General features: G+C 51.4%; 26 protein-coding genes. 13 read left to right on the forward strand and 13 right to left on the reverse strand.

Annotated elements, in window-relative coordinates; all coding sequences use genetic code 11:
• Window positions 1-15 precede the first annotated feature (15 nt).
• Window positions 16-291 carry a DNA-directed RNA polymerase subunit omega gene (rpoZ, locus tag MY052_RS00580; RefSeq protein WP_000135058.1) on the reverse strand — a complete coding sequence of 92 codons (276 nt, stop codon included), beginning with the start codon at window positions 289-291 and terminating at the stop codon, window positions 16-18.
• Between the two features lie 52 nt (window positions 292-343).
• Window positions 344-967 carry a guanylate kinase gene (gene gmk, locus MY052_RS00585; protein WP_035895845.1) on the reverse strand — a complete coding sequence of 208 codons (624 nt, stop codon included), beginning with the start codon at window positions 965-967 and terminating at the stop codon, window positions 344-346.
• A 256-nt stretch (window positions 968-1,223) separates the two neighbouring features.
• On the opposite strand from gmk, the gene ligB reads away from it, so the two are divergent.
• Entirely contained in the window at window positions 1,224-2,900 is a 1,677-nt protein-coding gene (ligB, locus tag MY052_RS00590; RefSeq protein ID WP_420828627.1) for an NAD-dependent DNA ligase LigB, read from the forward strand.
• Here the strand turns inward: ligB and MY052_RS00595 are convergent.
• The 3 genes from MY052_RS00595 to MY052_RS00605 form a co-directional block, all read right to left on the reverse strand.
• Window positions 2,897-3,514, reverse strand: a complete 618-nt coding sequence (locus MY052_RS00595; RefSeq protein ID WP_035895841.1) for a trimeric intracellular cation channel family protein — start codon at window positions 3,512-3,514, stop codon at window positions 2,897-2,899. The genes ligB and MY052_RS00595 overlap by 4 nt on opposite strands.
• 245 nt (window positions 3,515-3,759) lie before the next feature.
• The gene (locus MY052_RS00600) at window positions 3,760-5,493 is read right to left on the reverse strand and encodes a phosphoethanolamine transferase CptA (protein ID WP_035895839.1); all 1,734 of its coding nucleotides are present in this window, start codon (window positions 5,491-5,493) and stop codon (window positions 3,760-3,762) included.
• Between the two features lie 288 nt (window positions 5,494-5,781).
• Window positions 5,782-6,645 carry a YicC/YloC family endoribonuclease gene (locus MY052_RS00605; protein WP_202216968.1) on the reverse strand — a complete coding sequence of 288 codons (864 nt, stop codon included), beginning with the start codon at window positions 6,643-6,645 and terminating at the stop codon, window positions 5,782-5,784.
• 203 nt (window positions 6,646-6,848) lie between these two features.
• On the opposite strand from MY052_RS00605, the gene rph reads away from it, so the two are divergent.
• Both rph and pyrE read left to right on the forward strand, forming a co-directional pair.
• Complete coding sequence (rph, locus tag MY052_RS00610; protein ID WP_248538030.1) at window positions 6,849-7,565, forward strand: ribonuclease PH; 717 nt, start codon at window positions 6,849-6,851, stop codon at window positions 7,563-7,565.
• A 63-nt stretch (window positions 7,566-7,628) separates the two neighbouring features.
• On the forward strand, window positions 7,629-8,270 hold the full coding sequence (gene pyrE / locus MY052_RS00615) for an orotate phosphoribosyltransferase (protein WP_035895833.1): 642 nt from the start codon (window positions 7,629-7,631) through the stop codon (window positions 8,268-8,270).
• A 37-nt stretch (window positions 8,271-8,307) separates the two neighbouring features.
• Here pyrE and slmA read toward each other — a convergent pair whose 3' ends face one another.
• The 3 genes from slmA to coaBC all read right to left on the reverse strand — a co-directional run bounded on the left by slmA (window position 8,308) and on the right by coaBC (window position 10,713).
• Complete coding sequence (gene slmA / locus MY052_RS00620; RefSeq protein ID WP_035895831.1) at window positions 8,308-8,904, reverse strand: nucleoid occlusion factor SlmA; 597 nt, start codon at window positions 8,902-8,904, stop codon at window positions 8,308-8,310.
• A 152-nt stretch (window positions 8,905-9,056) separates the two neighbouring features.
• Window positions 9,057-9,515: a dUTP diphosphatase gene (gene dut / locus MY052_RS00625; protein WP_035895829.1), complete on the reverse strand. Its 459-nt coding sequence runs from the start codon at window positions 9,513-9,515 to the stop codon at window positions 9,057-9,059.
• On the reverse strand, window positions 9,493-10,713 hold the full coding sequence (gene coaBC / locus MY052_RS00630) for a bifunctional phosphopantothenoylcysteine decarboxylase/phosphopantothenate--cysteine ligase CoaBC (protein ID WP_115074401.1): 1,221 nt from the start codon (window positions 10,711-10,713) through the stop codon (window positions 9,493-9,495). The genes dut and coaBC overlap by 23 nt, the downstream gene beginning before the upstream one ends.
• Before the next feature lie 176 nt (window positions 10,714-10,889).
• Between coaBC and radC the strand changes: the two genes are divergently transcribed.
• From radC to mutM, 4 genes are all read left to right on the forward strand, one after another.
• Window positions 10,890-11,555 carry a RadC family protein gene (radC, locus tag MY052_RS00635; RefSeq protein WP_035894681.1) on the forward strand — a complete coding sequence of 222 codons (666 nt, stop codon included), beginning with the start codon at window positions 10,890-10,892 and terminating at the stop codon, window positions 11,553-11,555.
• Window positions 11,556-11,774: 219 nt separating this feature from the next.
• Window positions 11,775-12,011 (forward strand): 50S ribosomal protein L28, encoded by a 237-nt coding sequence (rpmB, locus tag MY052_RS00640; protein WP_002436699.1) that lies wholly within the window; start codon window positions 11,775-11,777, stop codon window positions 12,009-12,011.
• 22 nt (window positions 12,012-12,033) lie between these two features.
• Window positions 12,034-12,201: a 50S ribosomal protein L33 gene (gene rpmG / locus MY052_RS00645; RefSeq protein WP_003024094.1), complete on the forward strand. Its 168-nt coding sequence runs from the start codon at window positions 12,034-12,036 to the stop codon at window positions 12,199-12,201.
• 98 nt (window positions 12,202-12,299) lie between these two features.
• Window positions 12,300-13,109, forward strand: coding sequence for a bifunctional DNA-formamidopyrimidine glycosylase/DNA-(apurinic or apyrimidinic site) lyase (gene mutM / locus MY052_RS00650; protein ID WP_202216969.1), 810 nt, complete (start codon window positions 12,300-12,302; stop codon window positions 13,107-13,109).
• A 52-nt stretch (window positions 13,110-13,161) separates the two neighbouring features.
• On the opposite strand, the gene coaD is transcribed toward mutM, so the two are convergent.
• On the reverse strand, window positions 13,162-13,641 hold the full coding sequence (gene coaD, locus MY052_RS00655; RefSeq protein WP_035894711.1) for a pantetheine-phosphate adenylyltransferase: 480 nt from the start codon (window positions 13,639-13,641) through the stop codon (window positions 13,162-13,164).
• A gap of 8 nt (window positions 13,642-13,649) precedes the next feature.
• Window positions 13,650-14,927, reverse strand: a complete 1,278-nt coding sequence (waaA, locus tag MY052_RS00660) for a lipid IV(A) 3-deoxy-D-manno-octulosonic acid transferase (RefSeq protein ID WP_248538031.1) — start codon at window positions 14,925-14,927, stop codon at window positions 13,650-13,652.
• 407 nt (window positions 14,928-15,334) lie between these two features.
• On the opposite strand from waaA, the gene rfaQ reads away from it, so the two are divergent.
• From rfaQ to MY052_RS00690, 6 genes are all read left to right on the forward strand, one after another.
• Window positions 15,335-16,402 (forward strand): lipopolysaccharide core heptosyltransferase RfaQ, encoded by a 1,068-nt coding sequence (gene rfaQ / locus MY052_RS00665; RefSeq protein ID WP_035894684.1) that lies wholly within the window; start codon window positions 15,335-15,337, stop codon window positions 16,400-16,402.
• The gene (locus MY052_RS00670; RefSeq protein ID WP_202216970.1) at window positions 16,399-17,523 is read left to right on the forward strand and encodes a glycosyltransferase family 4 protein; all 1,125 of its coding nucleotides are present in this window, start codon (window positions 16,399-16,401) and stop codon (window positions 17,521-17,523) included. The genes rfaQ and MY052_RS00670 overlap by 4 nt, the downstream gene beginning before the upstream one ends.
• Window positions 17,516-18,316 (forward strand): lipopolysaccharide core heptose(I) kinase RfaP, encoded by an 801-nt coding sequence (rfaP, locus tag MY052_RS00675; RefSeq protein WP_035894687.1) that lies wholly within the window; start codon window positions 17,516-17,518, stop codon window positions 18,314-18,316. Before MY052_RS00670 ends, rfaP begins: the two co-directional genes overlap by 8 nt.
• Window positions 18,317-18,438: 122 nt before the next feature.
• Entirely contained in the window at window positions 18,439-19,824 is a 1,386-nt protein-coding gene (locus MY052_RS00680) for an O-antigen ligase family protein (protein WP_248538032.1), read from the forward strand.
• Window positions 19,821-20,858 carry a glycosyltransferase family 9 protein gene (locus MY052_RS00685; RefSeq protein WP_202216973.1) on the forward strand — a complete coding sequence of 346 codons (1,038 nt, stop codon included), beginning with the start codon at window positions 19,821-19,823 and terminating at the stop codon, window positions 20,856-20,858. The genes MY052_RS00680 and MY052_RS00685 overlap by 4 nt, the downstream gene beginning before the upstream one ends.
• A gap of 71 nt (window positions 20,859-20,929) precedes the next feature.
• Window positions 20,930-22,036 (forward strand): glycosyltransferase family 9 protein, encoded by a 1,107-nt coding sequence (locus tag MY052_RS00690; RefSeq protein ID WP_051910762.1) that lies wholly within the window; start codon window positions 20,930-20,932, stop codon window positions 22,034-22,036.
• Window positions 22,037-22,083: 47 nt separating this feature from the next.
• On the opposite strand, the gene rfaC is transcribed toward MY052_RS00690, so the two are convergent.
• From rfaC to rfaD, 3 genes are read right to left on the reverse strand one after another with little or no spacing between them, the layout of a single operon-like run.
• Window positions 22,084-23,046 carry a lipopolysaccharide heptosyltransferase RfaC gene (rfaC, locus tag MY052_RS00695; RefSeq protein ID WP_035894691.1) on the reverse strand — a complete coding sequence of 321 codons (963 nt, stop codon included), beginning with the start codon at window positions 23,044-23,046 and terminating at the stop codon, window positions 22,084-22,086.
• 3 nt (window positions 23,047-23,049) lie between these two features.
• Window positions 23,050-24,096 carry an ADP-heptose--LPS heptosyltransferase RfaF gene (gene rfaF / locus MY052_RS00700; protein WP_202216976.1) on the reverse strand — a complete coding sequence of 349 codons (1,047 nt, stop codon included), beginning with the start codon at window positions 24,094-24,096 and terminating at the stop codon, window positions 23,050-23,052.
• A gap of 9 nt (window positions 24,097-24,105) precedes the next feature.
• The gene (rfaD, locus tag MY052_RS00705; protein ID WP_248538033.1) at window positions 24,106-25,038 is read right to left on the reverse strand and encodes an ADP-glyceromanno-heptose 6-epimerase; all 933 of its coding nucleotides are present in this window, start codon (window positions 25,036-25,038) and stop codon (window positions 24,106-24,108) included.
• Between the last annotated feature and the right edge of the window lie 99 nt (window positions 25,039-25,137).

A 25,137-nucleotide genomic window follows, 5' to 3' on the forward strand; every position in this document is an offset into this window, starting at 1 on the left:
GCGACCCGCTTATGTTTAACGACGACCTTCAGCAATAGCGGTAACAGCTTGTAATTCAGCGGCTTCCTGCTCTTGTTGTTCCTGGCGCTCGCGCACGTCGAGGATCTGGTTGTTGATCAGACCTTCTTCGATTTCGCGCAGTGCGATAACGGTGGTTTTGTCGTTTTCTTCTGGAACCAGCGGATCCTTTCCGCCTACCTGCATCTGACGAGCGCGACGCGCGGCGACCAGTACCAGGTCAAAACGGTTACCAATTTTTTCTACAGCGTCCTGAACAGTTACGCGTGCCATACTTTAATGCTCCACAGATAGTGATGGACTGGGCATGATACTGAAAGTGGGTTCAGTCTGCCAATAATTTGCTGATTAAAGCGTCATGTCGCTGCTTTTGGCGGCTCATACGCAGACGTTCTGCCCGGAGGATGGTTTTAAAGTCACCCAGCGCGGTATCAAAATCATCATTGACGATAAGGTAATCATATTCCGCGTAATGACTCATTTCTGCAACTGCCTGAGCCATACGTTTTGCGATAACCTCTTCGCTGTCCTGTCCGCGGCCACGCAGGCGACGGTCCAGTTCAATTTTGGACGGCGGCAGAATAAAGATGCTGCGTGCGCCCGGCATGCTTTTACGGATTTGTTGAGCGCCTTGCCAGTCGATATCGAGGAAGACATCAACGCCAGTCGCCAGTACCTGCTCAATTGCCTGACGCGAGGTGCCGTAATAGTTGCCAAAGACTTCTGCGTGTTCCAGGAATGCCCCTTCGCCAATCATCGTTCTGAAATCGTCGTGATTGACAAAGAAATAGTGTTCACCGTGCACTTCACCCGGACGCGGCGCGCGCGTGGTATGTGAAACAGATACCTGGGAGTCGTACAACGGTTGGGTTTTCAATAAAGCCTGAATCAGGCTGGATTTACCCGCGCCGCTAGGGGCGGAAACAATATAGAGCGTGCCTTGAGCCATGAGTGTCTTTTGTATGTGATTATCGAAAGAGAACTTACATACGAGCCTATTATACACGGCGCCGCCACGCGACGTAGCCTTTGTCACATTTTTTGTGCCAGTTTCTTTCATTTTGCGTGCCGTTTTCCTGATCTCCCTTGTTGTTGCTGCAACAACGATTTTTTCCCTGAAGCCTGCTCGTAAAACCCTCGATCCCTTCTCGCATCGTGAAAATGGCTGCGCTAAAAACGGGCTATCCGTTTGAGAGGGAAAGAAAATGAGAGCATGGATGAGTGTTGTGGGATTGCTGCTTACGCTCCAGGTGCAGGCAGCCTGTCCCGCCTGGTCTCCTGCCAGGGCCGAGCAGGAAATTGCCCAACTAAAAGGTCAGATTTCGCAATGGAATAAAACCTACTGGCAGCAAGGCGCAAGCGAGGTTAGCGACGGCGTGTATGACCAGCTTGCTGCACGGCTTGCTCAGTGGCAGCGCTGCTTTGGCGTGACATCCGCCGAGGAAACCAGCCTGTTGCCGCTCAGCAGGACGATTAAACATCCGGTGGCTCATACCGGCGTGCGCAAGCTGGCGGATGAGCGCGCAGTGGGTGTCTGGATGAAAGAGCGAGAAGACCTCTGGGTGCAGCCGAAAGTCGATGGCGTGGCGGTGACGCTGGAATACCGGAATGGATCTTTGGATAAAGTGATTAGCCGGGGGGATGGCTTACGCGGGGAAGACTGGACCGAAAAAGCCAGGCGTATTCCGTCTATTCCGCAAAGCGTGAGCGGCAGGATGGCAAACAGCATCCTACAGGGTGAAATTTTTTTAGGCGCCGAGGGGCATGTACAGCGGCAAATGGGCGGCATGAACGCACGCTCAAAGGTGGCGGGTATGCTGATGCGGCAGGGCAGCGGTGAGCCACTCTCGGCGCTATCGCTGTTTGTGTGGGCGTGGCCTGATGGCCCTGCTTCTATGCGTGAGCGGCTAGATTTGCTCGCCGCCTCTGGCTTTGCACTCACGTCACGTTATACGCATCCCGTGAAACAGGTTAAAGAGGTGGCTGACTGGCGTTCGCGCTGGTTTAACACGGCATTACCCTTTGCGACGGATGGCATCGTTGTTCGCGCTGCAAAAGAACCTGATGGCGCAAATTGGCTTCCTGCACAGGGTGATTGGGTTGTTGCGTGGAAGTATCAGCCGGTATCGCAGGTGGCTGAGGTGAGCGGTATCCACTTTGCTATTGGTCGAACAGGAAAGATTTCCGTTGTTGCTGAGCTGGAGTCATTCATGCTGGACGACAAGCGCGTGCGGCGGGTTAATATTGGGTCGGTGGCGCGCTGGCAGGCGCTGGATATCACGACGGGCGATCAGCTGTTGGTAAGCCTTGCAGGCCAGGGTATTCCGCGCCTGGATAGTGTGGTGTGGCGTGCTCTTGACCGGACAAAAGCGCGGCCTCCTGCGTCCACCTATCACGCTCTCACCTGTTTTTATCGCACCGACGATTGCCGGGAGCAGTTCTTAGCGCGCCTTATCTGGCTGGGGCAGCCAGCGGTTCTGGATATTAAAGGGATGGGTGAAGTTGGCTGGAGCCAGCTTGCGACAACGTATTCGTTTGACCATATCTTTTCCTGGCTTGGGCTGACGCTAAAGCAGCTGCAGTCAACGCCAGGTATGACGACTGAACGCGCGCAGCGGCTTTGGCACCGTTTAGATATGACGCGCAGACAGCCTTTTCGACGCTGGGTAAAGGCGTTAGGCGTGCCGTTGCCAGATATGGCCTTGAAGGCGCTCGATGATGGCTCCTGGGAGCAGTTACGGTCGCGTGATGAGCTGAGCTGGCAAACGCTGCCGGGTATCGGCGTTGAGAAGGCACGTAGCCTGGCAGCGTTTGTTCATGACCCCGTGATTGGCTCGCTTGTTGAAGCGTTGGGGTCATCAGGAATAGCGGGATTTAATTAGTGTGTTTCGTGACGGTAGTGGAAAACCGGCAGACCGAGCTTGAGTCTTAGCGCCAGCATACGTGCGGTAAAACCAAAGAGCAGCGTTGAGATCACCACCACATCATGGTTGCTGACGTATTGCTGCAGCGCGACGTACAGCACGGCGGCGGCAAACGATATACCGGCGTAAAGCTCTTTCTGGAATACCAACGGGATGCGTTTACAGAACATATCTCGCAGAACGCCACCAAATACGCCGGTAATGACGGCAGCAATGACGGCGATGATTGGGCCTTCTCCCATATCCAGCGCTATCTGTGCACCAATGATCGAGAAAACAATCAGGCCGATAGCATCCAACACCAGGAATAGACGACGCAGGTGTGGCATGACCGGTGCCACAATCGTGGTAAGTACCGCCGCAATGGCGACGGTAATAATGTACTCAGGGTGCTGTACCCAGCCTAATGGGTAGTGGCCAAGCAGCATATCGCGGACGGAACCGCCACCAAGCGCAGTGGCTGTGGCGATGATGATAACGCCAAAAGTATCCATGCGGCGGCGCCCGGCAGCCAGGGCTCCGGTCATTGCTTCAGCGGTGATGCCGATAAGGTAAAGGATATGCAGTAACATGTTCGCTCCCAAAAAGAATGGTTGGAGGGTAGCGATTTGTGCGCTTGGTCACGATTGAGATTTTCTAAGGCAAGATGGTATTGATTATAAAAACTAATATAACTTTGGTGTTTTTTCTCTGTGGTTGAAGCTTTGTGTGGTTTTGGTCGTTTTTTAGTGATTAGAAAATATAATTTATTTTTAGCGACGAAGTAAAACAAACAAGGCGAAAAAAAGCCGCTTCAAGATGAAGCGGCCCGGAGTCGTTACTGATTACCGATTTGCTCGCCGAATGGCAGCTTGTCGTAATCGGTTAGCGTTTTTTTATCATATGGGTTGCCAATCCAGCGTGTCGTCTCTGTAAACTGCGGGTTGGTCAACGCACGGGTAGGGTCATATCCGTCGTAGGTTAAACCGGCCAGATCGGACCAGGTATGGATAAGCTCGGAGCTGCTGTATTTGCGGTTAACATCCTGAGAGAAATCGCGAGGATGCTCCTGATGCCATTTTTCCGACGTCCACAGCAGGAACGGAATGGTGTACATATGACGCGTTGGTGCCAGCTCGTTACGCCCCTGCGTGTGGTGCGGCGGCGTGTCATAAACCTCTTCACCATGGTCAGAGAAGTACAGCAGGAAGCCATTCGGATCGGTCGCTTTATAGTCCTTAATCAGACTGGAAACGACGAAATCGTTGTACAGGTTAGCATTGTCGTAGTTGTTATACGTGTCCTGCTCATCCTTGCTTAGCCCAGCTGGCATCGTGTCGGTTTTACCCGAGAATTTATTCCAGTTTTCCGGGTAACGGTACTCGTAGTTAATATGTGTGCCCAGCAGATGCACGATGATAAATTTCTTCGGTGCAGGGTCTGCCAGAACCTCTTTAAACGGTGCCAGGACGTTAGCGTCGTATTCGCGGGCGCTCTGGGTACGCTGCTGGTTCATATAGAATTGCTTGTCGGTCTGTTTAGAGAACACGGTCAGCATGGTATTACGCGAGGTCATCGTCTGCTGGTTGGTGATCCAGAAGGTTTTATAACCCGCCTGTTTCATCAGGTTCATCAGTGATGGCTTCGTCAGATACAGGTCCGGATTCTGCTCGTTGGCAAAGGTCAGCGCCTGCTGAAGGATCTCAATGGTATAAGGACGAGAGGTCACAACATCGTTGAAAACGGTGAAGTTCGGATCTGACTTGTGCAGCGCATCCAGCTCTGGCGTGGTTTCGCGTGGATAGCCGTAAAGGCTCATGTGCCCACGCTGTGTAGATTCACCGATGACCAGAACCAGCGTACGCGGGGCATTCCCTGAGCTATCTTTCAGGTTTGCCAGCGGTGGCAGCGCATGGTTGTCGTTAAGCAGCCGGGTCAGATTATCCAGCTGGTGGTGATATTGGTAATAGCCAGTAATGAACTGCCATGGCGCTGCTGGCCCAAGGCGAGCAGAAAGGCCGTCCAGAACATCGGCAACAGGTTTACCTTTCATCAACACGCCGCTAGCAAGCGGGTTTAAAATCAATCCGTAAAGCAGGGCAAAGGAGACAAGCCAGCGCCATGGTTTTGGGATGTAGACCGGACGCAGACGGGTCCAGAGCAGCACGGCAACAACGGTATAGACTACCGCGACCAATACAATCTTCAGGCTAAAATATTGGCTTAAGAACTCACCCGCTTCATTGGTGTTGGTTTCAAACATCACGAATAAAACGCTTTGTGAAAACTCCTGACCATAAATAACGTAATAACAGATTGCTGCAAGTGAGGCTGCCCAGAGCACGACACCGATTAGGGCACCGATGATCCGAGTTTTCTTTGGAAACAGGAAGACAGGTACTAGCCACAACAAACTAAAGAGAATCGAGTCACGGAGCCCGTTAGACCCGCTGTAGCCCGTTGCATAGATAACAATCTGTAATACTGTTGAAAAGAAACAAAAATACAATACGGCCCAGCCAAGGGCTTTCCAGCTAAACGCTGGTGTACTCTGAGTAGTCGTGAATTGCATAGATTTAACTTACTTTAAGGTGGAGGCGGCCAGTCTAGCCACCAATGCTTAAGATATAATTAGATCGGCACTGCGACACAAAAGTTAAGCAGCTCGTTACATGTATATGTAAAAGCAATCTCATACGGATTATGTGTCTAACGTGATACCTAAGTGCCAAATCTCTTCCATAATCAACCCTTTTATAAAGGGCTGGTAATAATGCTCTGCTACTGTAGAAAAAGAAACTACCCAAATTAAAACGCCCGTCTTTACACGGGCGTTTACACGTGGATCAACTAACCTGAATTACTCGATATTCTGAATCTGCTCGCGCATTTGCTCGATCAGTACTTTCAGTTCGATAGCTGAGTTAGTGACGTCAGCGTTAATTGATTTCGATGCTAAGGTATTAGATTCACGGTTAAATTCCTGCATCATGAAGTCCAGACGGCGACCAACCGCTTCTTTTTTCTTCAGGATGTTATAGGTCTCTTTCACGTGCGCTTCGAGGCGATCTAACTCTTCAGCTACATCGATACGCTGGGCCATCAGCACCAGCTCCTGCTCCAGACGGTTGTTCTCAAGCTGAACTTCCGCGTCTTCCAGCTTGGCAACCAGGCGGTCGCGCTGCCATTGCAGGATTTCAGGCATATGGGCGCGGACTTTCGCCACTTCGCCGCTGACGCCTTCCAGACGCTGCTCAATGAGCGTTTTCAGCGCCTGGCCTTCGGTTTCGCGGGCAACGATAAAGTCGTCCAGCGTGCCGTCCAGCGCATTGAGGATCTCGGCGGCGATAGCATCCAGGTCTTGCTCCTGAGCAGCCATCACGCCCGGCCAGCGCAGAATATCGACCGGGTTAATTTCCCCTTCGTCGCTCTGCATTTTGACCCAGTTCGCGGCGTTAACCAGCTGCTTGGCCAGGTTTTCATTAAGAATCAGTTCGCCTTGTGCGCTGGCATCTGGCTCAAAGCGCAGGGTGCACTCTACTTTACCGCGAGTTAAACGGGTACGCAGGCGTTCGCGAACAACGGGTTCAAGGCTGCGGAACTGCTCCGGCAGACGGAAATAGGTTTCGAGATAACGCTGGTTAACAGAGCGCAGTTCCCAAGCGGCGCTGCCCCAACTACCCTTGATTTCACGGCGGGCATAGGCGGTCATGCTGCGGATCATAGACGTTCCTGTTTTTAAAGGAGAGATGGGGGGATTATAGCCTCCGGGGGCTTATGAGGATAGGAGTAAGCGCCGTTAATCCGTATGCACGTTATCCTGCAAACAGTCTCTGAGTTGGGCTCACACCCTTGCCGCCCTGATACAGCTTGAATGATTTTGTGTATAATGCGCGCCACATTCGTTTCAAGCCGGAGATATCTATCATGCGTCCAGCAGGTCGTAGTGCCAACCAGGTGCGTCCCGTCACCCTGACCCGTAATTATACAAAACACGCTGAAGGCTCCGTGCTGGTCGAATTTGGTGATACCAAAGTGCTGTGCACCGCCTCTATTGATGAAGGCGTACCCCGTTTCCTGAAAGGCCAGGGGCAGGGCTGGATCACAGCCGAGTACGGCATGCTGCCACGTGCGACCCACACGCGTAATGCCCGTGAAGCGGCGAAAGGCAAGCAGGGCGGTCGTACCATGGAAATTCAGCGTCTGATTGCTCGTGCGCTGCGCGCTGCGGTAGACCTGAAGGCGCTGGGCGAATTCACCATCACCCTGGACTGCGACGTTATTCAGGCCGACGGCGGCACGCGTACCGCATCTATTACCGGTGCATGCGTCGCACTGGCCGATGCGCTGGGTAAACTGGTTGCCGCTGGCAAGCTGAAAACCAACCCAATGAAAGGCATGGTGGCCGCAGTCTCTGTCGGTATCGTCAACGGCGAAGCGCTGTGCGACCTGGAATACGTTGAAGACTCGGCGGCGGAAACTGATATGAACGTGGTGATGACCGAAGACGGGCGCATCATTGAAGTTCAGGGCACCGCGGAAGGCGAGCCGTTCAGCCACGAAGAGTTACTCACCTTGCTGGCGTTGGCCCGAGGGGGTATCGAATCCATTATCGCGACGCAGAAAGCGGCGTTAGAGAATTGATTTTAAGGGCGACGTTGTCGCCCTTTTTTTTGTCCGTAATAAAGTGAGATGAGGAGCGAATCCATGAAACCGTATCAGCGCCAGTTTATTGAGTTTGCGCTTAACAAGCAGGTACTTAAGTTTGGCGAATTTACGCTGAAATCCGGGCGCAAAAGCCCCTATTTCTTCAACGCCGGGCTGTTTAATACCGGGCGCGATCTGGCACTGTTAGGCCGTTTTTATGCCGAAGCGCTGGTGGATTCCGGTATTGAGTTTGATCTGCTGTTTGGGCCTGCCTACAAAGGCATTCCTATTGCCACGACCACGGCGGTGGCGCTGGCGGAACATCACGACCGTGATTACCCATACTGCTTTAACCGCAAAGAAGCTAAAGATCACGGCGAAGGCGGCAACCTGGTAGGTAGTGCACTGACCGGGCGCGTGATGTTGGTGGACGATGTGATCACCGCGGGCACCGCGATTCGTGAATCGATGGAGATTATCCAGGCCAACGGCGCGCAGCTTGCTGGCGTGCTGATCTCTTTGGATCGTCAAGAGCGTGGACGCGGCGAAATTTCAGCCATTCAGGAAGTGGAACGCGACTACGGCTGTGAAGTTATCTCGATCATTACGCTGAAAGATCTGATCGCCTATCTGGAAGAAAAGCCGGAGATGGCAGAGCATCTGGCTTCAGTGCGCGCTTATCGCGAGGCGTACGGCGTATAAAAAAATAGCCCGGCGTCTGCCGGGCTATTTGAGTGCATTATTGCAGTTGCGCAACAATCAACGGCCAGCGGGCGTCGAAATCGTCCGTTGGTCGGTATTTGAATTCGCTGCGAACAAAGCGCGACAGCATCCCTTCACAGAAAGCCAGCAATTGGCTTGCCAACAGCGTTTCATCCGTTTCGTAGCCTTCACCTTCCCGCATTTTCCGCTCGCGCAGAACCTGGCGTAGCTGAGCTTCAATACGCTCAAACAGCTGGTTAATACGTCCCTGCAGGCGATCCTGCTCAAACATGAGCGCATGGCCGGTCAGGATACGGGTCAGCCCCGGGTTGAGTTCACCAAAGCCAAGAATCAACAGCACAATCAGACGTAAACGAGTGGTGGTGTCCTTCTCGTCTTTGAGGATCAGGTTGATACGGGTAATCAGACTATCTTCGATAAACTCGATAAGGCTATCGAACATGCGGGTCTTGCTAGGAAAATGCCGGTACAGCGCTGCTTCGGAAACACCAACGGAAGCGGCCAGCTTGGCCGTGGTAATACGCTGGCTACCATCGCTGGACTCAAGCATCAACGCCAGGGATTGAAGTATTTCCTCGCGACGATTCCTTTTCGCAGTTTGCTTTTCTGCCATGTTCTAAAATACCCCTGAAAATAAAACAATTGTCAGGCGAGCATCCACACGGTGACCGCAATCATAATTTGCAGTGATGTATTCGCATTATGACACCGTGAGATACGTAAAAACGGGCGCACCGCGCGTTGCAGGGTGCGCCTTAGGGCGAGTTACTGGCGCCCTGAGTGGCCAAAACCACCTTCGCCACGGTCGGTGGCTTCAAACGATTCGACCAGATTAAACTCGGCCTGTACGACAGGAACAAACACCATTTGCGCAACACGTTCGCCTGGCTCAATGGTGAAGGTCGTTTGCCCACGGTTCCAGATAGAAACCATCAGCTGACCTTGATAGTCGGAGTCAATCAACCCGACCAGGTTACCCAGCACGATACCGTGCTTGTGGCCCAGGCCAGAGCGCGGAAGCATCACGGCTGCCAGAGAGGGGTCAGCAATGTGAATCGCCAGCCCTGTAGGCAGTAAGGTGGTTTCGCCTGGCGCCAGTTCTACGGCGTCATCAAGACAGGCGCGCAGGTCAAGGCCTGCAGAGCCAGCAGTGGCATAGGTAGGCAGCGGGAACTGCTGACCAATACGCGAGTCCAGAATCTTAACGTCGATTTTTTTCATCATAACGGGTAACGATCTCGTCCAATAATAGTTGGCCCAGGAGTGACTTACTGGCGAGTGGTAAGCGCTTCTCGCCGTCCTGCCAGAAAAGGTGTAATGCGTTGTTATCGCTATTAAAGCCTTGATTTGATTGCGAAACATCGTTAGCACAAATCAGATCAAGATTCTTGCGGCTACGCTTTTGCCGCGCATATTCTTCCACATTATTCGTTTCGGCGGCAAACCCTACGACATAAGGTCGCTCTGTTTTTCTTGCTGCCACACCGGCGACGATGTCGGGGTTTTTCACCATTTTTATTGTGAATTCATCACCCTGGGTGTCCTGTTTCTTAATTTTTTCGTCGGCAATGACGGCGGCGCGATAATCCGCGACGGCGGCACAGCCGATGAAAATATGCTGCCCGGCGACACTTGCCTGAACGGCTGCATTCATCTCTTCGGCGGTGGTCACGTCAACGCGCTGCACAAAAGCTGGGGTTGGCAGCGATACCGGGCCGCTGACTAAGGTGACATTCGCACCACGCTGTGCGGCTGCTTCGGCGATGGCAAAGCCCATTTTCCCGGAACTGTGGTTGGTGATGTAACGCACCGGATCCAGCGGTTCGCGAGTTGGGCCAGCGGTAATCATGATGTTCAGATGTTGCAAATCTTTGACGGGCGAAAAGTGCGCAGCGGCCATATCGACAATTGTCAGTGGGTCGAGCATGCGTCCTGGACCGACGTCGCCGCAGGCCTGACTGCCGCTATCCGGGCCCCAGATGAGCATATTGCGTGAGGCTAATACTTCAAGATTGTGTTGGGTGGCCGCGGCGCGATACATCTGCTGGTTCATGGCCGGTGCGATGGCAATGGGCGAAGGTGTCGCCAGACAGATGGTAGAGACCAGGTCGTTTGCCATCCCTGCGGCGACGCGGGCAATCAGGTCCGCCGTAGCGGGCGCCAGAATCACGAGGTCAGCCCATTTCCCCAGCTCAATGTGACCCATTGCCGCTTCTGCTGCGGTATCGAGCAGGCTGTCGGAAACCGGATAGCCGGAAACGGCCTGCAGGCTTAGTGGGGTGATGAAAGCTTTTGCGGCTTCCGTCATGGCAACGCGCACATCCGCGCCGCGGTCGCGCAGGCGACGTACGAGTTCCGGCGTTTTATAGGCAGCAATGCCGCCGCTGACACCGAGAACAATTTTTTTACCGGCCAGGCTCATCATGATTCTTTCCTGTTAGGGGGACACCAGAATTCGCGCATTTTATCACAATCCCGCCGGGGTCGTGCGCCTGTGACATCGACACTTTGCGAGGGGCTACGCAAGCGCGCTATCTCTGCCGTGCAGCAGAGCCTGCGTTGTGACAGCATGGCGGCAGTTATTGGAAGGAGGTCGCCATGGAAAGCGCAGAAGTGATGTTACCGCGCGAAAAGATGCAGCGGTATGGAATTGAGTCGCTATCGGATACTGAGCTGCTGGCGCTGTTTTTACGAACCGGTACGCGTGAAAAAAGCGTGATGCGCTATTCTCATGACCTGCTGCGGCATTTTGGCTCGCTTTATCGGTTGTTGTCCGCAACGCAAGCGGAGATGACCCAGATTGATGGCATGGGGATTGCCAAATATGCGCAGCTGAAAGGGATAGCCGAACTGGCGCGTCGATACTTTAGTGTGAGGATGCTGGAAGAAGATTCTTTGCTGAGTCCCGAACTGACGCGAGAATTTTTACAAAGTCAGCTGGCAGACGAGGAGCGAGAAATCTTTGTGGTCATCTTCCTCGATAACCAACACAAGGTGCTGAAACATAGCCGACTTTTTTCCGGCACGTTGAGCCATGTGGAGGTGCATCCGCGAGAAATTGTACGAGAAGCCATCAAAGTGAATGCCGCGGCGGTGATCCTCGCGCATAATCATCCATCAGGTAATGCCGAACCGAGTAAATCAGACAGACTTATCACCGAAAGGGTGGTAAAATGTTGCCAATTCATGGATGTACGTGTACTCGACCATCTGGTTATTGGCCGCGGTGAGTATGTTTCTTTTGCCGAACGAGGCTGGATTTAGCGGATAATTACGCGATCCACCGGGATCTTTGTCTGTTCGGGACTTGAGCATATCCTCGTGTCAGCGTATACTACGCCACCTTTGAGAATCTCGGGTTTGGCATTTGGGCCTGGCAATCGAGAGTTCACTTAGAACTATGCGATGACCGGGCTGTAAAGCCTGACGAGGCGCCGATACCCCATACGAAGCTCGAGCTAATTTGATTTTTGGAGAATAGACATGTCCCGAGTCTGCCAAGTTACTGGCAAGCGTCCGGTGACCGGTAACAACCGTTCCCACGCACTGAACGCGACTAAACGCCGTTTCCTGCCGAACCTGCACTCTCACCGTTTCTGGGTTGAGAGCGAGAAGCGTTTTGTCACCCTGCGTGTATCTGCTAAAGGTATGCGTGTTATTGATAAGAAAGGCATCGATACAGTTCTGTCCGAACTGCGTGCCCGTGGCGAAAAGTACTAAGTACTTAACGAGGAAATAAATCATGGCTAAAGGTATTCGCGAGAAAATCAAGCTGGTTTCTTCTGCTGGTACAGGTCACTTCTACACCACCACGAAGAACAAACGTACTAAACCGGAAAAACTGGAACTGAAAAAATTCGATCCAGTTGTCCGTCAGCACGTTCTGTACAAAGAAGCTAAAATCAAATAATTTTAGTTTCGATGTCATGAAAAACCTCGCCTCGGCGGGGTTTTTTGTTTTCTACGCGTCCCCATAATAGAGAGATCTGTATTTAAGCCGGAGACGCTATGCCTGAATTACCCGAAGTTGAAACCAGCCGCCGGGGCATTGAACCCCACCTGGTCGGTGCGACCATTCAATACGCCGTTATCCGCAACGGTCGCCTTCGCTGGCCCGTCTCTGATGAAATCTACCGCCTGAGCGACAAGCCCGTCCTGAGCGTTCAGCGACGCGCTAAATACCTTCTGCTGGAACTCCCTGACGGCTGGATAATTATCCATCTGGGAATGTCGGGTAGCCTGCGTATCCTGTCCGAAGAACTGCCTGCTGAGAAACATGACCATGTTGACCTGGTGATGAGCAACGGCAAAGTACTGCGTTATACCGACCCACGCCGCTTTGGTGCCTGGCTATGGACCACGGAGCTGGAAGGGCACAGCGTGCTCGCTCATCTCGGCCCAGAGCCGCTGAGTGCGGAATTTAACGCCGACTATCTGCTGGCGAAGTGCGCGAAGAAGAAAACGGCGATTAAACCCTGGCTGATGGATAATAAGCTGGTGGTGGGCGTGGGGAATATCTACGCGAGCGAATCGCTGTTTGCCGCGCGGATCCATCCGGATCGGCTGGCGTCATCGCTCTCAAGAGAAGAGGGTGAACGGTTAGTCGGCGCGATCAAAGCCGTGCTGGCGCGATCGATTGAACAGGGTGGGACAACGCTAAAAGACTTCCTGCAAAGCGACGGCAAACCGGGCTATTTTGCTCAGGAGCTGCAGGTCTATGGGCGTAAAGGGGAAGCGTGTCGGGTATGCGGGGCGCCGATTGTGGCGAGCAAGCATGCGCAGCGGGCGACGTTTTACTGCAAACAGTGCCAGAAGTAACTCATCCAGGTAGCCCGGCCAAGCGAAGCGCCGCCGGGAACGACCCCAAAACCTACTTCAGCTTCTCCATCAACGCCTGATGCACGTTCACCGGCAGGAAGTGGGTAACGTCCCCATTATGGCGCGCCACCTCTTTTACCAGCGATGATGAGATAAATGACCACTCTTTGGAAGGCATCAGGAAGACGCTTTCCAGCTCCGGCATCAGATGGCGATTCATATGCGCCAGCTGCATCTCATACTCAAAGTCAGCGACGGCACGCAGGCCGCGAATCAGAATATTGGCCTGCTGCGTGCGGGCAAAGTTCGCCATCAGATCGCTGAACCCCATCACCTCGACGTTAGCAAGATGCGCCGTGGCCTGCTGTGCCAGCGCCACACGCTCGCTCAAATCAAACATCGGTTTTTTACTGGGACTGGCGGCAATAGCGAGGATGACATGGTCAAACATGCAGGCTGCACGGGTCACGATATCAAGGTGACCGTTGGTAATCGGATCGAATGTGCCTGGATAAATCGCCCGTTTTTGCATAGTCATCCTCAATGCGTTTTCGGTGGCAGGTAAGGCTCCAGAAGCTGTAGCAGGCGCTGCAGTGCGCCCTGATTCTGGTAAAGAACCTCAACGGCATGACGGCCATAGAAACTACGGTAGTCTTCATCGGCTAACAGCGAAGCCACTTCTTTCTCAAGGCAGGCGGCATCGGTGACGGTAATCAGCCCGCTCGCCTGCTCCAGACGCGCGCAGATATCTTTGAAGTTAAAGGTGTGTGGCCCCATCAGCACCGGAATCGCATGGGCGGCTGCTTCCAGCGGGTTGTGCCCGCCGCGTTCAACCAGTGAACCGCCAACAAACGCCAGATCGGCAATGCCGTAGAGCAGCATCAGTTCACCCATCGTGTCGCCAATCACCACCTGAGTGGTGGCGGAAGGCACTTCGCCGGAAGAGCGAGTCGTATAGCTCAGGCCTGCCTGACGGGTAAGGTTGATGGCATCCGGGAAACGCTCAGGATGACGAGGCACCAGAATCAACAGAAGATCGGGGTATTGCTGTAGCAGCGCTTTATGCGCGGCAATGATGATGCTCTCTTCGCCATCATGGGTGCTGGTGGCAATCCATACCGGGCGATGCGGAGCCCATTGGCGGCGCAGCGTGACGGCTCTGGCCGCCAACTGTGGCGTTACCGAGATATCAAACTTCAGGCTGCCGGTAATAGTGACCTGATTGTTTTTTGCCCCCAAGGCAACAAAACGTTTTCCGTCTTCTTCATTCTGCGCAGCAATCAGCGTGATGCGTTGCAGCAGCGTACGAACAAACGAGCCCAGTTTTGCGTAACCGGCAGCGGAACGTTCGGAAAGACGGGCGTTGGCAATGACCAGTGGAATATGGCGACGATGCAGCGCGGCAATCAGGTTCGGCCATAGCTCCGTTTCCATGATAAGCACCAGCTTAGGGTCAATCTTATCGAGGAAGCGATTAAGCGCATCGGGTAAATCATACGGCAGATAGACGTGCTGAACATCTTTGCCAAAAGCGGACTGAACGCGTTCTGAACCCGTTGGGGTCATCGTGGTCACAGTAATCGGTAAATCAGGGTAACGATGACGCAGCGCGCGAACCAGAGGGATAGCGGCGAGTGTTTCACCGACGGAAACCGAATGCAGCATAATGCCGCCAGGCTTAAGCGGCTGGCGGTAGAAGCCATAACGTTCACCCCAGCGTTTGCGATAGGCTGGAGCTTTACGTCCGCGCACCCAAAGCCGTATCCAGATGAGAGGCTGAATAAGATAGAGCAATGTGGTGTAGAGCAACTCAAGCATGGGCGTTAGCTGGCTAATGGATGTGCTGGGGATTCTATGTATTTACCCGGTGCTTTGCTATTACTTTTGCCATTAAGGGACCAATTAGGCGCTAAAGTGGTCAATCTACCGTGTGATAGACCATTATGTTGTATTCCTGCGTAACTCTTTGAAATTAAAGTCAGGGGCTGAAGAAGATAACAAGATTGGTCCTGAGATCGACACCAATCTGTGCTAATGAGTTGATTGGAAAGACTAAAAGAAAATGTGCTTAACTTTTATTCGTATCGGATTGCCACTAAAGAAGTGGTACACTAGCGCGCAAAATTTAAGTGCGATATCAGTAATCAGGCAACTGTTGAGCTTGGGGCGGTAGCGTGCTTTTTTTTGCTTAACGGTATCGGACACTCTCAACAAAAGAGCCGCTTGTGGAAAAGTTATTCAGAAATATCCTGGTCATTAAAATGCGTTTTCATGGCGATATGCTGCTGACAACCCCCGTCATCAGTACATTAAAACGTAACTATCCCGATGCCAAAATCGATGTGCTCCTTTATGAAGACACAAAGCCGATTTTATCTGAAAATCCGGAAATTAATGCGCTGTATGGAATCAGTAAGAAAAACGCCACAACAAAAAAGAAAATCGCTAACTTCATTTCATTAATAAAAAAATTACGCCAAAACCAATATGATTTAGTGATCAACTTGACCGATCAGTGGCTGGTTGCACTATTGGTCCGTTTTTTGTCGGCTGGTACAAAACTTTCCCCTGATTTCCCGCACCGCCAGAAACCTTTCTGGCAGAAGAGCTTTACGCACCTTGTGCCGATTACTGGCGATCATATCGTTGAACGTAACCTGTCGGTTTTGAATCCGCTTGGGCTGAGCACGCTCAATCGCGAACTGTCTATGAACTATGCTCCTGCCCATTGGCAAAACATCCATGAACAGCTAGAACAGCTCAATGTGGGTGAGCGCTATGTCGTTATTCAGCCAACCGCACGTCAGATTTTTAAATGCTGGGATAACGAGAAATTTCGCGAGGTTATCGATGCCTTACAGGAACAGGGTTATCCGGTTGTGCTGACCTCTGGACCAGGGAAGGATGACCAGGAGTGCATCCGTGATATTGCGGAAGGATGCAAATTACCTCCCGTCACCGCACTGGCGGGTAAAACGACGTTTCCTGAACTGGCGGCTCTCATTGACCATGCGGCATTGTTTATCGGCGTTGATTCCGCTCCAATGCATATTTCAGCCGCGGTGAAGACCCCTATCATTTGTCTATTTGGCGCAACGGATCATATCGCGTGGCGACCATGGGCGGAAAATGTCACGCTGCTATGGGCCGGCCACTATCAACCAGTACCGCCAAGAGAGCGACTGGACCGCAGCTATAAATATCCGTCAGTGATCCCTGCGGTGGATGTTATTAACGCGGCCAGACAAGTGCTCAATGGCGCAGCGCCAGAAGCCAAGGTGAATGCACAATGATTGTTGCTCTCTGCCTGTACAAATATTTCCCCTATGGGGGATTACAGCGCGACTTTATGCGCATCGCTAAGACGATTGCTGCGCGCGGACATCATGTCCGGGTCTATACGCGAGCCTGGCAAGGGGAACGCCCGGCGGAGTTTGAGTGCGTTGATGTTCCGGTGACGGCGCATTCTAACCATGGGCGAGATAAGCAGTATCAAACGTGGGTTCAACAGCATTTAACTCAACATCCGGCAGACCGCGTGCTGGGCTTTAACAAAATGCCGGGGTTGGATTACTACTACGCCGCCGACGTGTGTTATGCGGCTAAAGTCTCGAAAGAAAAGGGATTTTTGTATCGCTTAACTGCACGATACCGTCACTATGCGGCCTTTGAGCAAGCGGTGTTTAAACCTGGCGTAAAGACAAAGCTGCTGATGCTGACAACAAAGCAAATTGTTGATTTTAAAAAGTTTTACCATACGGAAGACGATCGCTTTCAGCTCCTTCCTCCCGGTATCTACCCCGACAGAAAATACAGCAATCAGCCGCCTGGCAGTCGTGAACGCTACCGTGAAGCCAACGGTATCACCCCGCAGCAGTTTTTATTGCTGCAGGTGGGTTCTGACTTCTCACGTAAAGGGGTCAGCCGCTCAATTGCTGCTGTCGCTGCACTGCCTGAGGCTATTCGTCGCCAAACCCAGCTCTTTGTTGTCGGCCAGGATAAACCGCGCACCTTCGCTTCGCAGGCAGAAAAATTGGGTGTGAAAGAAAATGTCCATTTCTTTGCGGGGCGTGATGATGTTGCTCATCTGATGGCGGCCGCGGATGTGTTATTACATCCGGCGAAGCAGGAAGCCGCGGGAATTGTACTGGTTGAAGCTATCGCGGCAGGTTTGCCTGTACTCGTAACAGAGGTTTGCGGATATGCGCCTCATGTTGCGGCGGCAGGATGCGGTGCCGTGTTTAGTGAACCTTTTGAGCAAAATGCGCTTGATGGTGCGTTGCAGAAAGTCCTGACGGATAGCTCACTGCGTGAAGAGTGGGCGCAAAAAGCGCGGCATTATGCGGATACGCAGGATCTCTATAGTCTGCCAGAACATGTTGCGGATATTATTACAGGTGAATTGCATGGTTGAGTTACATGAACCCTTTGCCACTTTGTGGAAGGGAAAAGACCCATTCATCGAGGTTAGAAAGCTTCAGGGTGAGGTCTTTCGGGAGCTAGAAACCCGTCGCACACTTCGTTTTAGCGTCGCTGATAAGAGCTATTTTTTGAAGTGGCACCGAGGTACTACTTATAAAGAAGTTATTAAGAATCTGCTTTCACTGCGTATGCCGGTACTCGGGGCTGACCGTGAGTGGAATGCTATACACCGTTTAGCTTCTTTGGGCGTTGATACGATGCATGGCGTTGCATTTGGCGAAACAGGCTGGAATCCTGTTAAGAAAACCTCCTTTATCATTACCGAAGATTTAACGCCGACCATTAGCCTGGAAGATTATTGTGCAAAGTGGCGTGTGGAACCTCCGCAGCCGCGCGTAAAAAGAATGCTGATTCAACGTGTGGCCAATATGGTTCGGGCGATGCATCTTGGCGGCGTTAACCACCGCGATTGCTATATTTGTCATTTCTTACTTCATCTCCCATTTGATGAGAAAAATGGCAATGATCTGAAAATCTCGGTGATCGATCTGCATCGAGCGCAAATCAGAAATAAAGTACCTTTGCGTTGGCGTAACAAAGATCTTACCGGACTTTATTTTTCCTCCGATAATATCGGCCTAACAACCCGTGACTACTATCGATTTTTAAAGATATATTTCAATGGTAGCCTGAAAGATATTATTAAGAACGAAAATACGTTTATTGAGCAGGTTGAAGGAAAAGCCAAACTTATTCGCGAAAGGACAATTCGTAAATCACTGTAATTTTAGCTATAAAGAATGATTTGTAAATGGATTTTGTATTTCATGGAACGAAACCACACTACTTCTCTTCTTGCATTTTTAATTTATAAATATGTGCTGGATTTTGTTCCAATAGGGTTTATATGAATTCAAACACACAAATGCAATCTCCATCTAAAGGTATTGCAGCTTATTTGTTGTTATTTTCTTTTTGTGTTTTATGTTTTGTCTGGCCTATCCAGAATTCAATTCTGCCAACTAATAGGAATCTTTTCATATACTTAGGCACTGCGCTAACGCTATATTTTTGCGTGCGTAAAAAGTATATGCATATTGAGCTTAGTCGATTGGCAAAATATGCTATCGGTTTAATTATTCTTTTCCTCGTATTCACATTGGTCAATGGTCTATTTGTTGCGGTTGATGTGAAAGAGATGATCCGTAGTTGGCAGGGACAATACCTACGAGCGGGGCTATTGTTCTTTGTTGGGCTTTTCTTGTACCCAATCTGTAAATATCACTTTAAAAATATAACCACCAATAAAGTGATGTCTTTAGTTGTTCTGTGTTCGTTAGGGGTTCTATTTATTCACCTGCTGCAGAATATCTATTTTTACATCAAGACAGGCACGATACTCTGGGGTCATACGTGGATCGTGCCAACTCGTACCGAGATGAGCTTCCAGATCAACATGGTAACGGGCATTTTACTGGCAGAAATTGCCTGCCGGTTGTTCCTGGGCCGCAAATATCTGCTCTTCAGCAACAAACTGATGGCAGCCTTTATTCTGCTGTGCTTTATCTGTTCTGCGTTAGCGAAGACTCGTTGGGGCACCATCGGCCTGATTGGTAGCACGATTTCTATCTGCGTTTTTATTGCCTTGAAGGCGATTAGCCGTAAGAACTTGCCGAAGCTTAGTCTGGCCGCGTTAGTGGTAGCGATGGTTGTAGGTATTGTGGGTTACACTTCCTGGCATCAGGATGCTCGCTGGAAAAGCCTGAGTATGGATATGGTCGCTGGCTGGGATCTGGGTATGCACAGCCGTTGCTATAACGGTTTTGATGGTCCGTTAATGCAGGACAGTACTGGCCGTATAATGGATGATTCTAATAGCTGCCGAGCATCGTTCTTCCGCCAGGGGACTGATTTAATTGCGGAACACCCGTTTGGCGCCGGTCCGCGAAAAGACGCATTCTTAGTGTTGCTGCAGGAAAAATATCACGACCCTATTATTCAACAGTCTAACAGCCACTACGGGCTGATTGATGTCACGCTTCAGAACGGTGTCCTTGGGCTTATCAACTGGCTAGCATTCGTCTTGCTGATGATCCTTATTGGTTGGCGTGCATTCTCGCGTGATTTAATTATTCCGGGTTTGTACTTATCTCTCTTCACCGTGAGCTTCTTGTTCCGTAGCGGTGTGGATAACATGATGCGCGATCACTTCCTTGAGCAAAACCTTGCGTTATCCGGTTTAATGTTAGGCCTGATCTTTACGAGTAATAAAATATCACAGGCGAAAAAATGAAAGTTTTAATTATTCGTAGAGATAATATTGGCGACTTGATACTGACAACGCCGCTGATCTCCACTATTGCAAAAGACATGAATTGTAAGGTTGATTTGTTAGTTAACACCTACAACCAATCGATCATCGAAAATAACCCTCATGTCGGTAAAGTTTTCTTATACAGTAAGCTACATCATCGCTCTAAAGGTACATCTAGCCTTAAGGTGTTGTTTCAGCGACTGAAGACGATTATTGATCTGCGCCGTGCTAAATATGATGTTGCGATTATTGCGAAAGAACATTGGGATAAACGTCCTTTACAGTGGGCAAAATTAGCGGGCGCAAAAAGAATTATCGCGATTGGCAATGACTGCCCTGATATTATCACCGATGCTATTCCTGAAACTCAGGAGCAGCTTCATCTGGTCAATTTACTGGACAGATTAACGGGACCGCTAGGCTGTACTTCTAAACCTGGCCCGCTGGAGCTGTATGTCACGCCGAAAGAACTGACTGACATAAAAGCAAAGATAGATTTTCCTCAGGATGACCTGCCTGTTTATGGGTTGCAGATAAGCTCGCGAAGAGAAGAACAACAATGGCAAAAAGAAAAGTTTGTTGCGCTTGCGCATAAACTTGCTGCCGAGCAGGCATGTCATATCCTGTTATTCTGGTCTCCAGGAAAGTCAGATAATAAATTACATCCCGGTGATGACGAGAAGGCTGACTTTATCACCGAGCAGTGTGCCGATCTGCCGATTATTCCAGTAAGAACCAACACCGTACGTGAACTGATGGCCGGTATGTCGCTATGCGATCAGATTGTGACCAGCGACGGCGGTGCTTTGCATATTGCTGCTGGGGTACATAAACCGGTAGTTGCGCTATTCGGCAACAAAGCCGCATGGCTATGGACCCCATGGGGAGTGCCGTACGAGATGCTGCAAGGAAAAGATTACGATGCTCGCAACATTAGCGTCGATGATGTATTCACGCGGTTTGTCAGCCTGCAGGAGCAGGTGCGAAAAAATACGGTAACGGATGAAGCATAAGCTTACTTATTGATATAGGTAAGTTGCTATATTGATCTCTGTCTGGCGATAGGTTAAATAGGTTTTATTTAATGATTAGAGCATTGAGAAAAAGAATTCAGCTATTACTGGTTAATCTTTTTTTAATGATACATACCCGTAAGAAAGATTTTTCTTTTAGTCAGCAAGAATTTGAAAATCAGGATAAAAGTCAGCTGAAGAATATCCTGATTTATTCTTCAACGGCGCTGGGTGATTTCATGATGAACTCTCCAGCAATTCATGCGCTTCGCCAGACATATCCTTCTGCGGCAATCACTTTGATATGCCACAAAAAGATGTATGACTTCCTCAAGGGGGGGAGAGACTGGGACGATCTTATTTCGTGGGACAATAAGCTCACAACCCTCCCGGCGTTAGTTAAAGAGATCAAAAAGCGTGGAACGCCTGATCTGACGGTGATTCTTCACTCCCATACACCTTACGATTTCCTCAGCGCCATTATGGCTGGCACGAAGTATGTCTTTGTTGATAACGATAAACAGGACATCCCGCTCGTCAGCAAATGGGCGACCAACAGAATCAGCAAATTTGTTGGGCATACTATTCAGCGAAAGCTGGAGCTCATCATGCCTTTGCTGAATGAAAAACCAGATAACAGCATGCACCTGCCATTCCCTGTCGAACGTACGGTGAGTGAGGCAGATTCGCAGCTGCGCTGGATTGGTTTTCAAATGGGAGCGTCATCCTTTAAGAAATGCTGGCCTGTTGAGCGATTTGTCACTTTCGCAAACCAACTGTTTGCCCATGATGACGTGCGTGTCGTCCTGATTGGTGCGCCGAATGAAGTGCCTCTGCAGGATGAATTTTTGCAAAAACTGGATAGCCGCTTTCATGATCGTGTAAAACCGCTTATCGGTAAAACGACGCTCAAGGGGCTGATTCAGGAAGTGAAGAATATGGACCTGCTGGTAACATCAGATACGGGCCCTATGCACCTTGCTGTGGCAATGCGAGTACCGACGGTGAGTATGTATGTGATCACTTCACCTTATCTCTATGGTCCCTATCAGGACCCTCAATTGCACAAGGTGGTTTACAAAGCCTATACAACACTGGATGAAATTAAGTACCGTTCAGCGCTTGAGAAGGTGAGTTGTGAAGAGATCATGGTGCATGTAAAACCCTTCCTGCAGTAAGTTCACCGACGCTCTGCATGTTCTGTTAAGCGTGCAGAGCCGAAGGTTTATGCATCGGAAGGTAGGTGTTTTAGTACTTGCTGAGCGGTGAGTAACCGCAGTTTACCTTCCGGAGCAATGCACGTTAACTGGTTCTTGCCGTAACCGCCGATGAGGCCAGGGTCGGTGGGACCATAGAGCGTCACGTTTGGGCGATCGAGCGCGGCGGTCAGATGGCTAAGACCAGTATCAACCGACACCACAAATTCTGCGCCGGCTAGGATGCGCGCAATTTCCTCAAGGCTCATCCGCGGCAGCACATCGACATTATCAAACCCTTCCGCAATTCTTCTTGCTCTTTCCTCTTCATGCGGTGCCCCCCAGGGCAGCTTAATACGAATCCCTGTCTTCGGTATCAGCGCAATAAGATCCCGCCAGTGAGCTTCTGTCCAATGCTTATCATCGCGCGTTGTCGCATGCAAAAATACGGCGTAGGGCTGTGATTCAGACGTCTGCTGTTTTACAAAGTGTTGCGCAATGGCGTAATCACCCTGAGCTTCTGGTTTGACATACCCCAGACTTTTGGCAAACAGCTCGCGCGTGCGTTCCACGGCATGCTGCGCTTTAGCGATATGGTGCTTACGGTTATAGAACAGACTCGCCAGCGGCTCACGCGCGGTGCTCCAGTCCATGCCATTTTTGACGCCATGGGCGAGGCGAGTGACCAGCGCAGCGCTTTTAACCAGCCCTTGAGCGTCAATGACGGCATCGTAGGCAACGGCCTGAACCGCTTCTTTAAAGGCTTTCCGCTCGGCTTTTATCGGTGCAGAGAACCACGCTTTACGCCAGCGGCGAATCGCCACAGGTATTACGCGATCGACGGCTTCATGCCAGGAGGGAATCTGCGCGAAGCCCTCCTCGACAACCCAATCGAAACGGATGCCTGGAATGGCGCGCATAGCATCGGTGAGCGCGGGCAGCGTGTGCAGCACGTCACCCATGGAAGATGTTTTGACGATCAGAACCCGCATGCGTCAGGCTTCCTCGCTCGACATCAGAGCATTGAGCTCTTCCAGCACGCGGGCTGGGGTAATATCAATCAGGCTCTGGTGATAGCCTTGGGCGGAGTCGCCTTTACGCACTTTGTGATAGCCGGTGATAAGGCGAATCACGCGCGCCTTATTGGAAAGCGGCGGCGTAAAGTCAGGGCTGCTTGGCCCATAGAGCGCGACCAGCGGGCGGTTAAGCGCGGCGGCAACGTGCATAAGGCCGGAATCATTGGTGACGATGGCCTTGCAGGCGGCAATCAGAATGACGGCCTGTTCCAGCTGGGTTTCCCCGGCCAGATTGCGGCACCAGCCTTTTTGTTCGTCGCTCAGTGAAGCGATGATCTCATTGCCGGCGTCGTTATCTTTCGCCGAGCCGAAGAGGACAATCTGGTTACCCTCATCAATGAGCTGTTTTGCCAGCGTCGCGTAGTGATAATGCGGCCAACGTTTCGCCGGGCCAAACTCAGCGCCGGGACAAAAGCCGATCATCGGGCGCTCGCTGGAAAGTGAAAACGCGTTGCAGGTCAGGGATTTCTCCCCTTCGTTAACCTGCAGCTGCGGCCATAGCAGCGGCTGCGGCAGATCTTTGGCGCAGCGCATCACGCCTTTGTCATAAGCCAGCGCGACGTAGCGCTCGACCATCAACGGCCAGGCGTCTTTGTCCAGCACGCGCGCGTCATTCAGCAGGCCGTAGCGCATTTCTCCACGCCAGCCGGTTCGCAGCGGAATACCTGCAAAGAACGGCACCAGCGCCGATTTAAACGAGTTAGGCAGGACGTACGCGCGGTCATAGCGCTTTTCACGCAGGCTATGACCGAGCTTGCGCCGTTCGCCAATTTCCAGCGCGCCATGCCCAAGCGGCATCGCGATCGCGTCATTGACTTCCGGCATCCGCGATAACAGCGGACGGCACCATGCGGGTGCCATCACGTCGATTATCGCCTGGGGATAGCGCGCCTTGAGCGTGCGATAGAGACTTTGCGACATCATCATGTCGCCCACCCATGACGGGCCGATCACCAGTATTTTCATGCTAACTTCTTACGCGTCGCGGTTCAGCCAGGCCATATATTCCGTTACGCCTTCGGCGACGGTCTTAAACGGCTTATCGTAGCCTGCTGCGCGCAGATTGGTCAGATCGGCCTGTGTGAACGCCTGATAGCGGCCTTTCAGTTTGTCCGGGAACGGAATGTATTCGATGCTGCCTTTTTTGTGGTACGCCAGGGTGGCATCTGCAACGGTCTGGAAGGATTCTGCGCGGCCGGTACCCAGGTTAAAGATGCCGGATTTGCCGTTTTCCCAGAACCACAGGTTCACTGCGGCAACGTCGCCAACGTAGACGAAGTCACGTTTGAAGCCGTCGCTGCCTTCGAACAGTTTCGGGCTTTCGCCATTGTTCAACTGGGTGTTCAGGTGGAACGCCACGCTCGCCATGCTGCCTTTGTGCCCTTCACGTGGGCCATAGACGTTGAAGTAACGGAAACCGACGATTGGGGAATCCACTTCTGGCATGATGCGACGTACGTATTCGTCGAACAGGAATTTGGAGTAGCCGTAAACGTTCAGCGGTTTTTCAAACTCACGGGACTCGATGAAGTCGCTGGTGCGGCCGCCGTAGGTGGCTGCGGAAGAGGCGTACAGGAACGGAATTTCACGCTCCAGGCAGTAGTGCAGCAGCTCTTTGGAGTACTGATAGTTGTTATCCATCACATACTTACCGTCCCACTCGGTGGTGGAAGAGCAGGCACCTTCGTGGAAGACCGCTTCGATGTCACCGAACTCTTCACCGGCCATAACCTGGATCAGAAAGTCTTCTTTATCCATGTAGTCGGTGATATCCAGATCGACCAGGTTCACAAACTTGGTGCCATCTTTCAGGTTATCCACCACCAGAATGTCGGTGATGCCTTTGTCATTGAGCGCTTTCACGATGTTGCTGCCAATAAAGCCAGCGCCGCCGGTAACGATAATCATAACTGTAACCTTTGAAATGAATAGGCCCTGGACAATCCCGGGCACGAATACCCTTTATCATATCATCACATTGCTAAGCCTTCAGCCTTTCGCCGTGTC

This window comes from Kluyvera ascorbata (assembly GCF_023195735.1).
In the GTDB taxonomy this organism is placed as follows: Bacteria; Pseudomonadota; Gammaproteobacteria; order Enterobacterales; family Enterobacteriaceae; genus Kluyvera; species Kluyvera ascorbata.

Coding starts and splice junctions, on each gene's coding strand:
- MY052_RS00600 (WP_035895839.1), bottom strand. CDS start 5,493: ATGCAATTCACGACTACTCAGAGTACACCAGCGTTTAGCTGGAAAGCC.
- rpmG (WP_003024094.1), top strand. CDS start 12,034: ATGGCTAAAGGTATTCGCGAGAAAATCAAGCTGGTTTCTTCTGCTGGT.
- rfaD (WP_248538033.1), bottom strand. CDS start 25,038: ATGATTATCGTTACCGGCGGCGCTGGCTTTATTGGCAGCAACATCGTG.
- gmk (WP_035895845.1), bottom strand. CDS start 967: ATGGCTCAAGGCACGCTCTATATTGTTTCCGCCCCTAGCGGCGCGGGT.
- rpmB (WP_002436699.1), top strand. CDS start 11,775: ATGTCCCGAGTCTGCCAAGTTACTGGCAAGCGTCCGGTGACCGGTAAC.
- ligB (WP_420828627.1), top strand. CDS start 1,224: ATGAGAGCATGGATGAGTGTTGTGGGATTGCTGCTTACGCTCCAGGTG.
- MY052_RS00690 (WP_051910762.1), top strand. CDS start 20,930: ATGATTAGAGCATTGAGAAAAAGAATTCAGCTATTACTGGTTAATCTT.
- rfaP (WP_035894687.1), top strand. CDS start 17,516: ATGGTTGAGTTACATGAACCCTTTGCCACTTTGTGGAAGGGAAAAGAC.
- coaBC (WP_115074401.1), bottom strand. CDS start 10,713: ATGAGCCTGGCCGGTAAAAAAATTGTTCTCGGTGTCAGCGGCGGCATT.
- dut (WP_035895829.1), bottom strand. CDS start 9,515: ATGATGAAAAAAATCGACGTTAAGATTCTGGACTCGCGTATTGGTCAG.
- MY052_RS00670 (WP_202216970.1), top strand. CDS start 16,399: ATGATTGTTGCTCTCTGCCTGTACAAATATTTCCCCTATGGGGGATTA.
- rph (WP_248538030.1), top strand. CDS start 6,849: ATGCGTCCAGCAGGTCGTAGTGCCAACCAGGTGCGTCCCGTCACCCTG.
- radC (WP_035894681.1), top strand. CDS start 10,890: ATGGAAAGCGCAGAAGTGATGTTACCGCGCGAAAAGATGCAGCGGTAT.
- slmA (WP_035895831.1), bottom strand. CDS start 8,904: ATGGCAGAAAAGCAAACTGCGAAAAGGAATCGTCGCGAGGAAATACTT.
- MY052_RS00605 (WP_202216968.1), bottom strand. CDS start 6,645: ATGATCCGCAGCATGACCGCCTATGCCCGCCGTGAAATCAAGGGTAGT.
- waaA (WP_248538031.1), bottom strand. CDS start 14,927: ATGCTTGAGTTGCTCTACACCACATTGCTCTATCTTATTCAGCCTCTC.
- pyrE (WP_035895833.1), top strand. CDS start 7,629: ATGAAACCGTATCAGCGCCAGTTTATTGAGTTTGCGCTTAACAAGCAG.
- MY052_RS00685 (WP_202216973.1), top strand. CDS start 19,821: ATGAAAGTTTTAATTATTCGTAGAGATAATATTGGCGACTTGATACTG.
- mutM (WP_202216969.1), top strand. CDS start 12,300: ATGCCTGAATTACCCGAAGTTGAAACCAGCCGCCGGGGCATTGAACCC.
- rfaF (WP_202216976.1), bottom strand. CDS start 24,096: ATGAAAATACTGGTGATCGGCCCGTCATGGGTGGGCGACATGATGATG.
- MY052_RS00680 (WP_248538032.1), top strand. CDS start 18,439: ATGAATTCAAACACACAAATGCAATCTCCATCTAAAGGTATTGCAGCT.
- rfaC (WP_035894691.1), bottom strand. CDS start 23,046: ATGCGGGTTCTGATCGTCAAAACATCTTCCATGGGTGACGTGCTGCAC.
- MY052_RS00595 (WP_035895841.1), bottom strand. CDS start 3,514: ATGTTACTGCATATCCTTTACCTTATCGGCATCACCGCTGAAGCAATG.
- rpoZ (WP_000135058.1), bottom strand. CDS start 291: ATGGCACGCGTAACTGTTCAGGACGCTGTAGAAAAAATTGGTAACCGT.
- coaD (WP_035894711.1), bottom strand. CDS start 13,641: ATGCAAAAACGGGCGATTTATCCAGGCACATTCGATCCGATTACCAAC.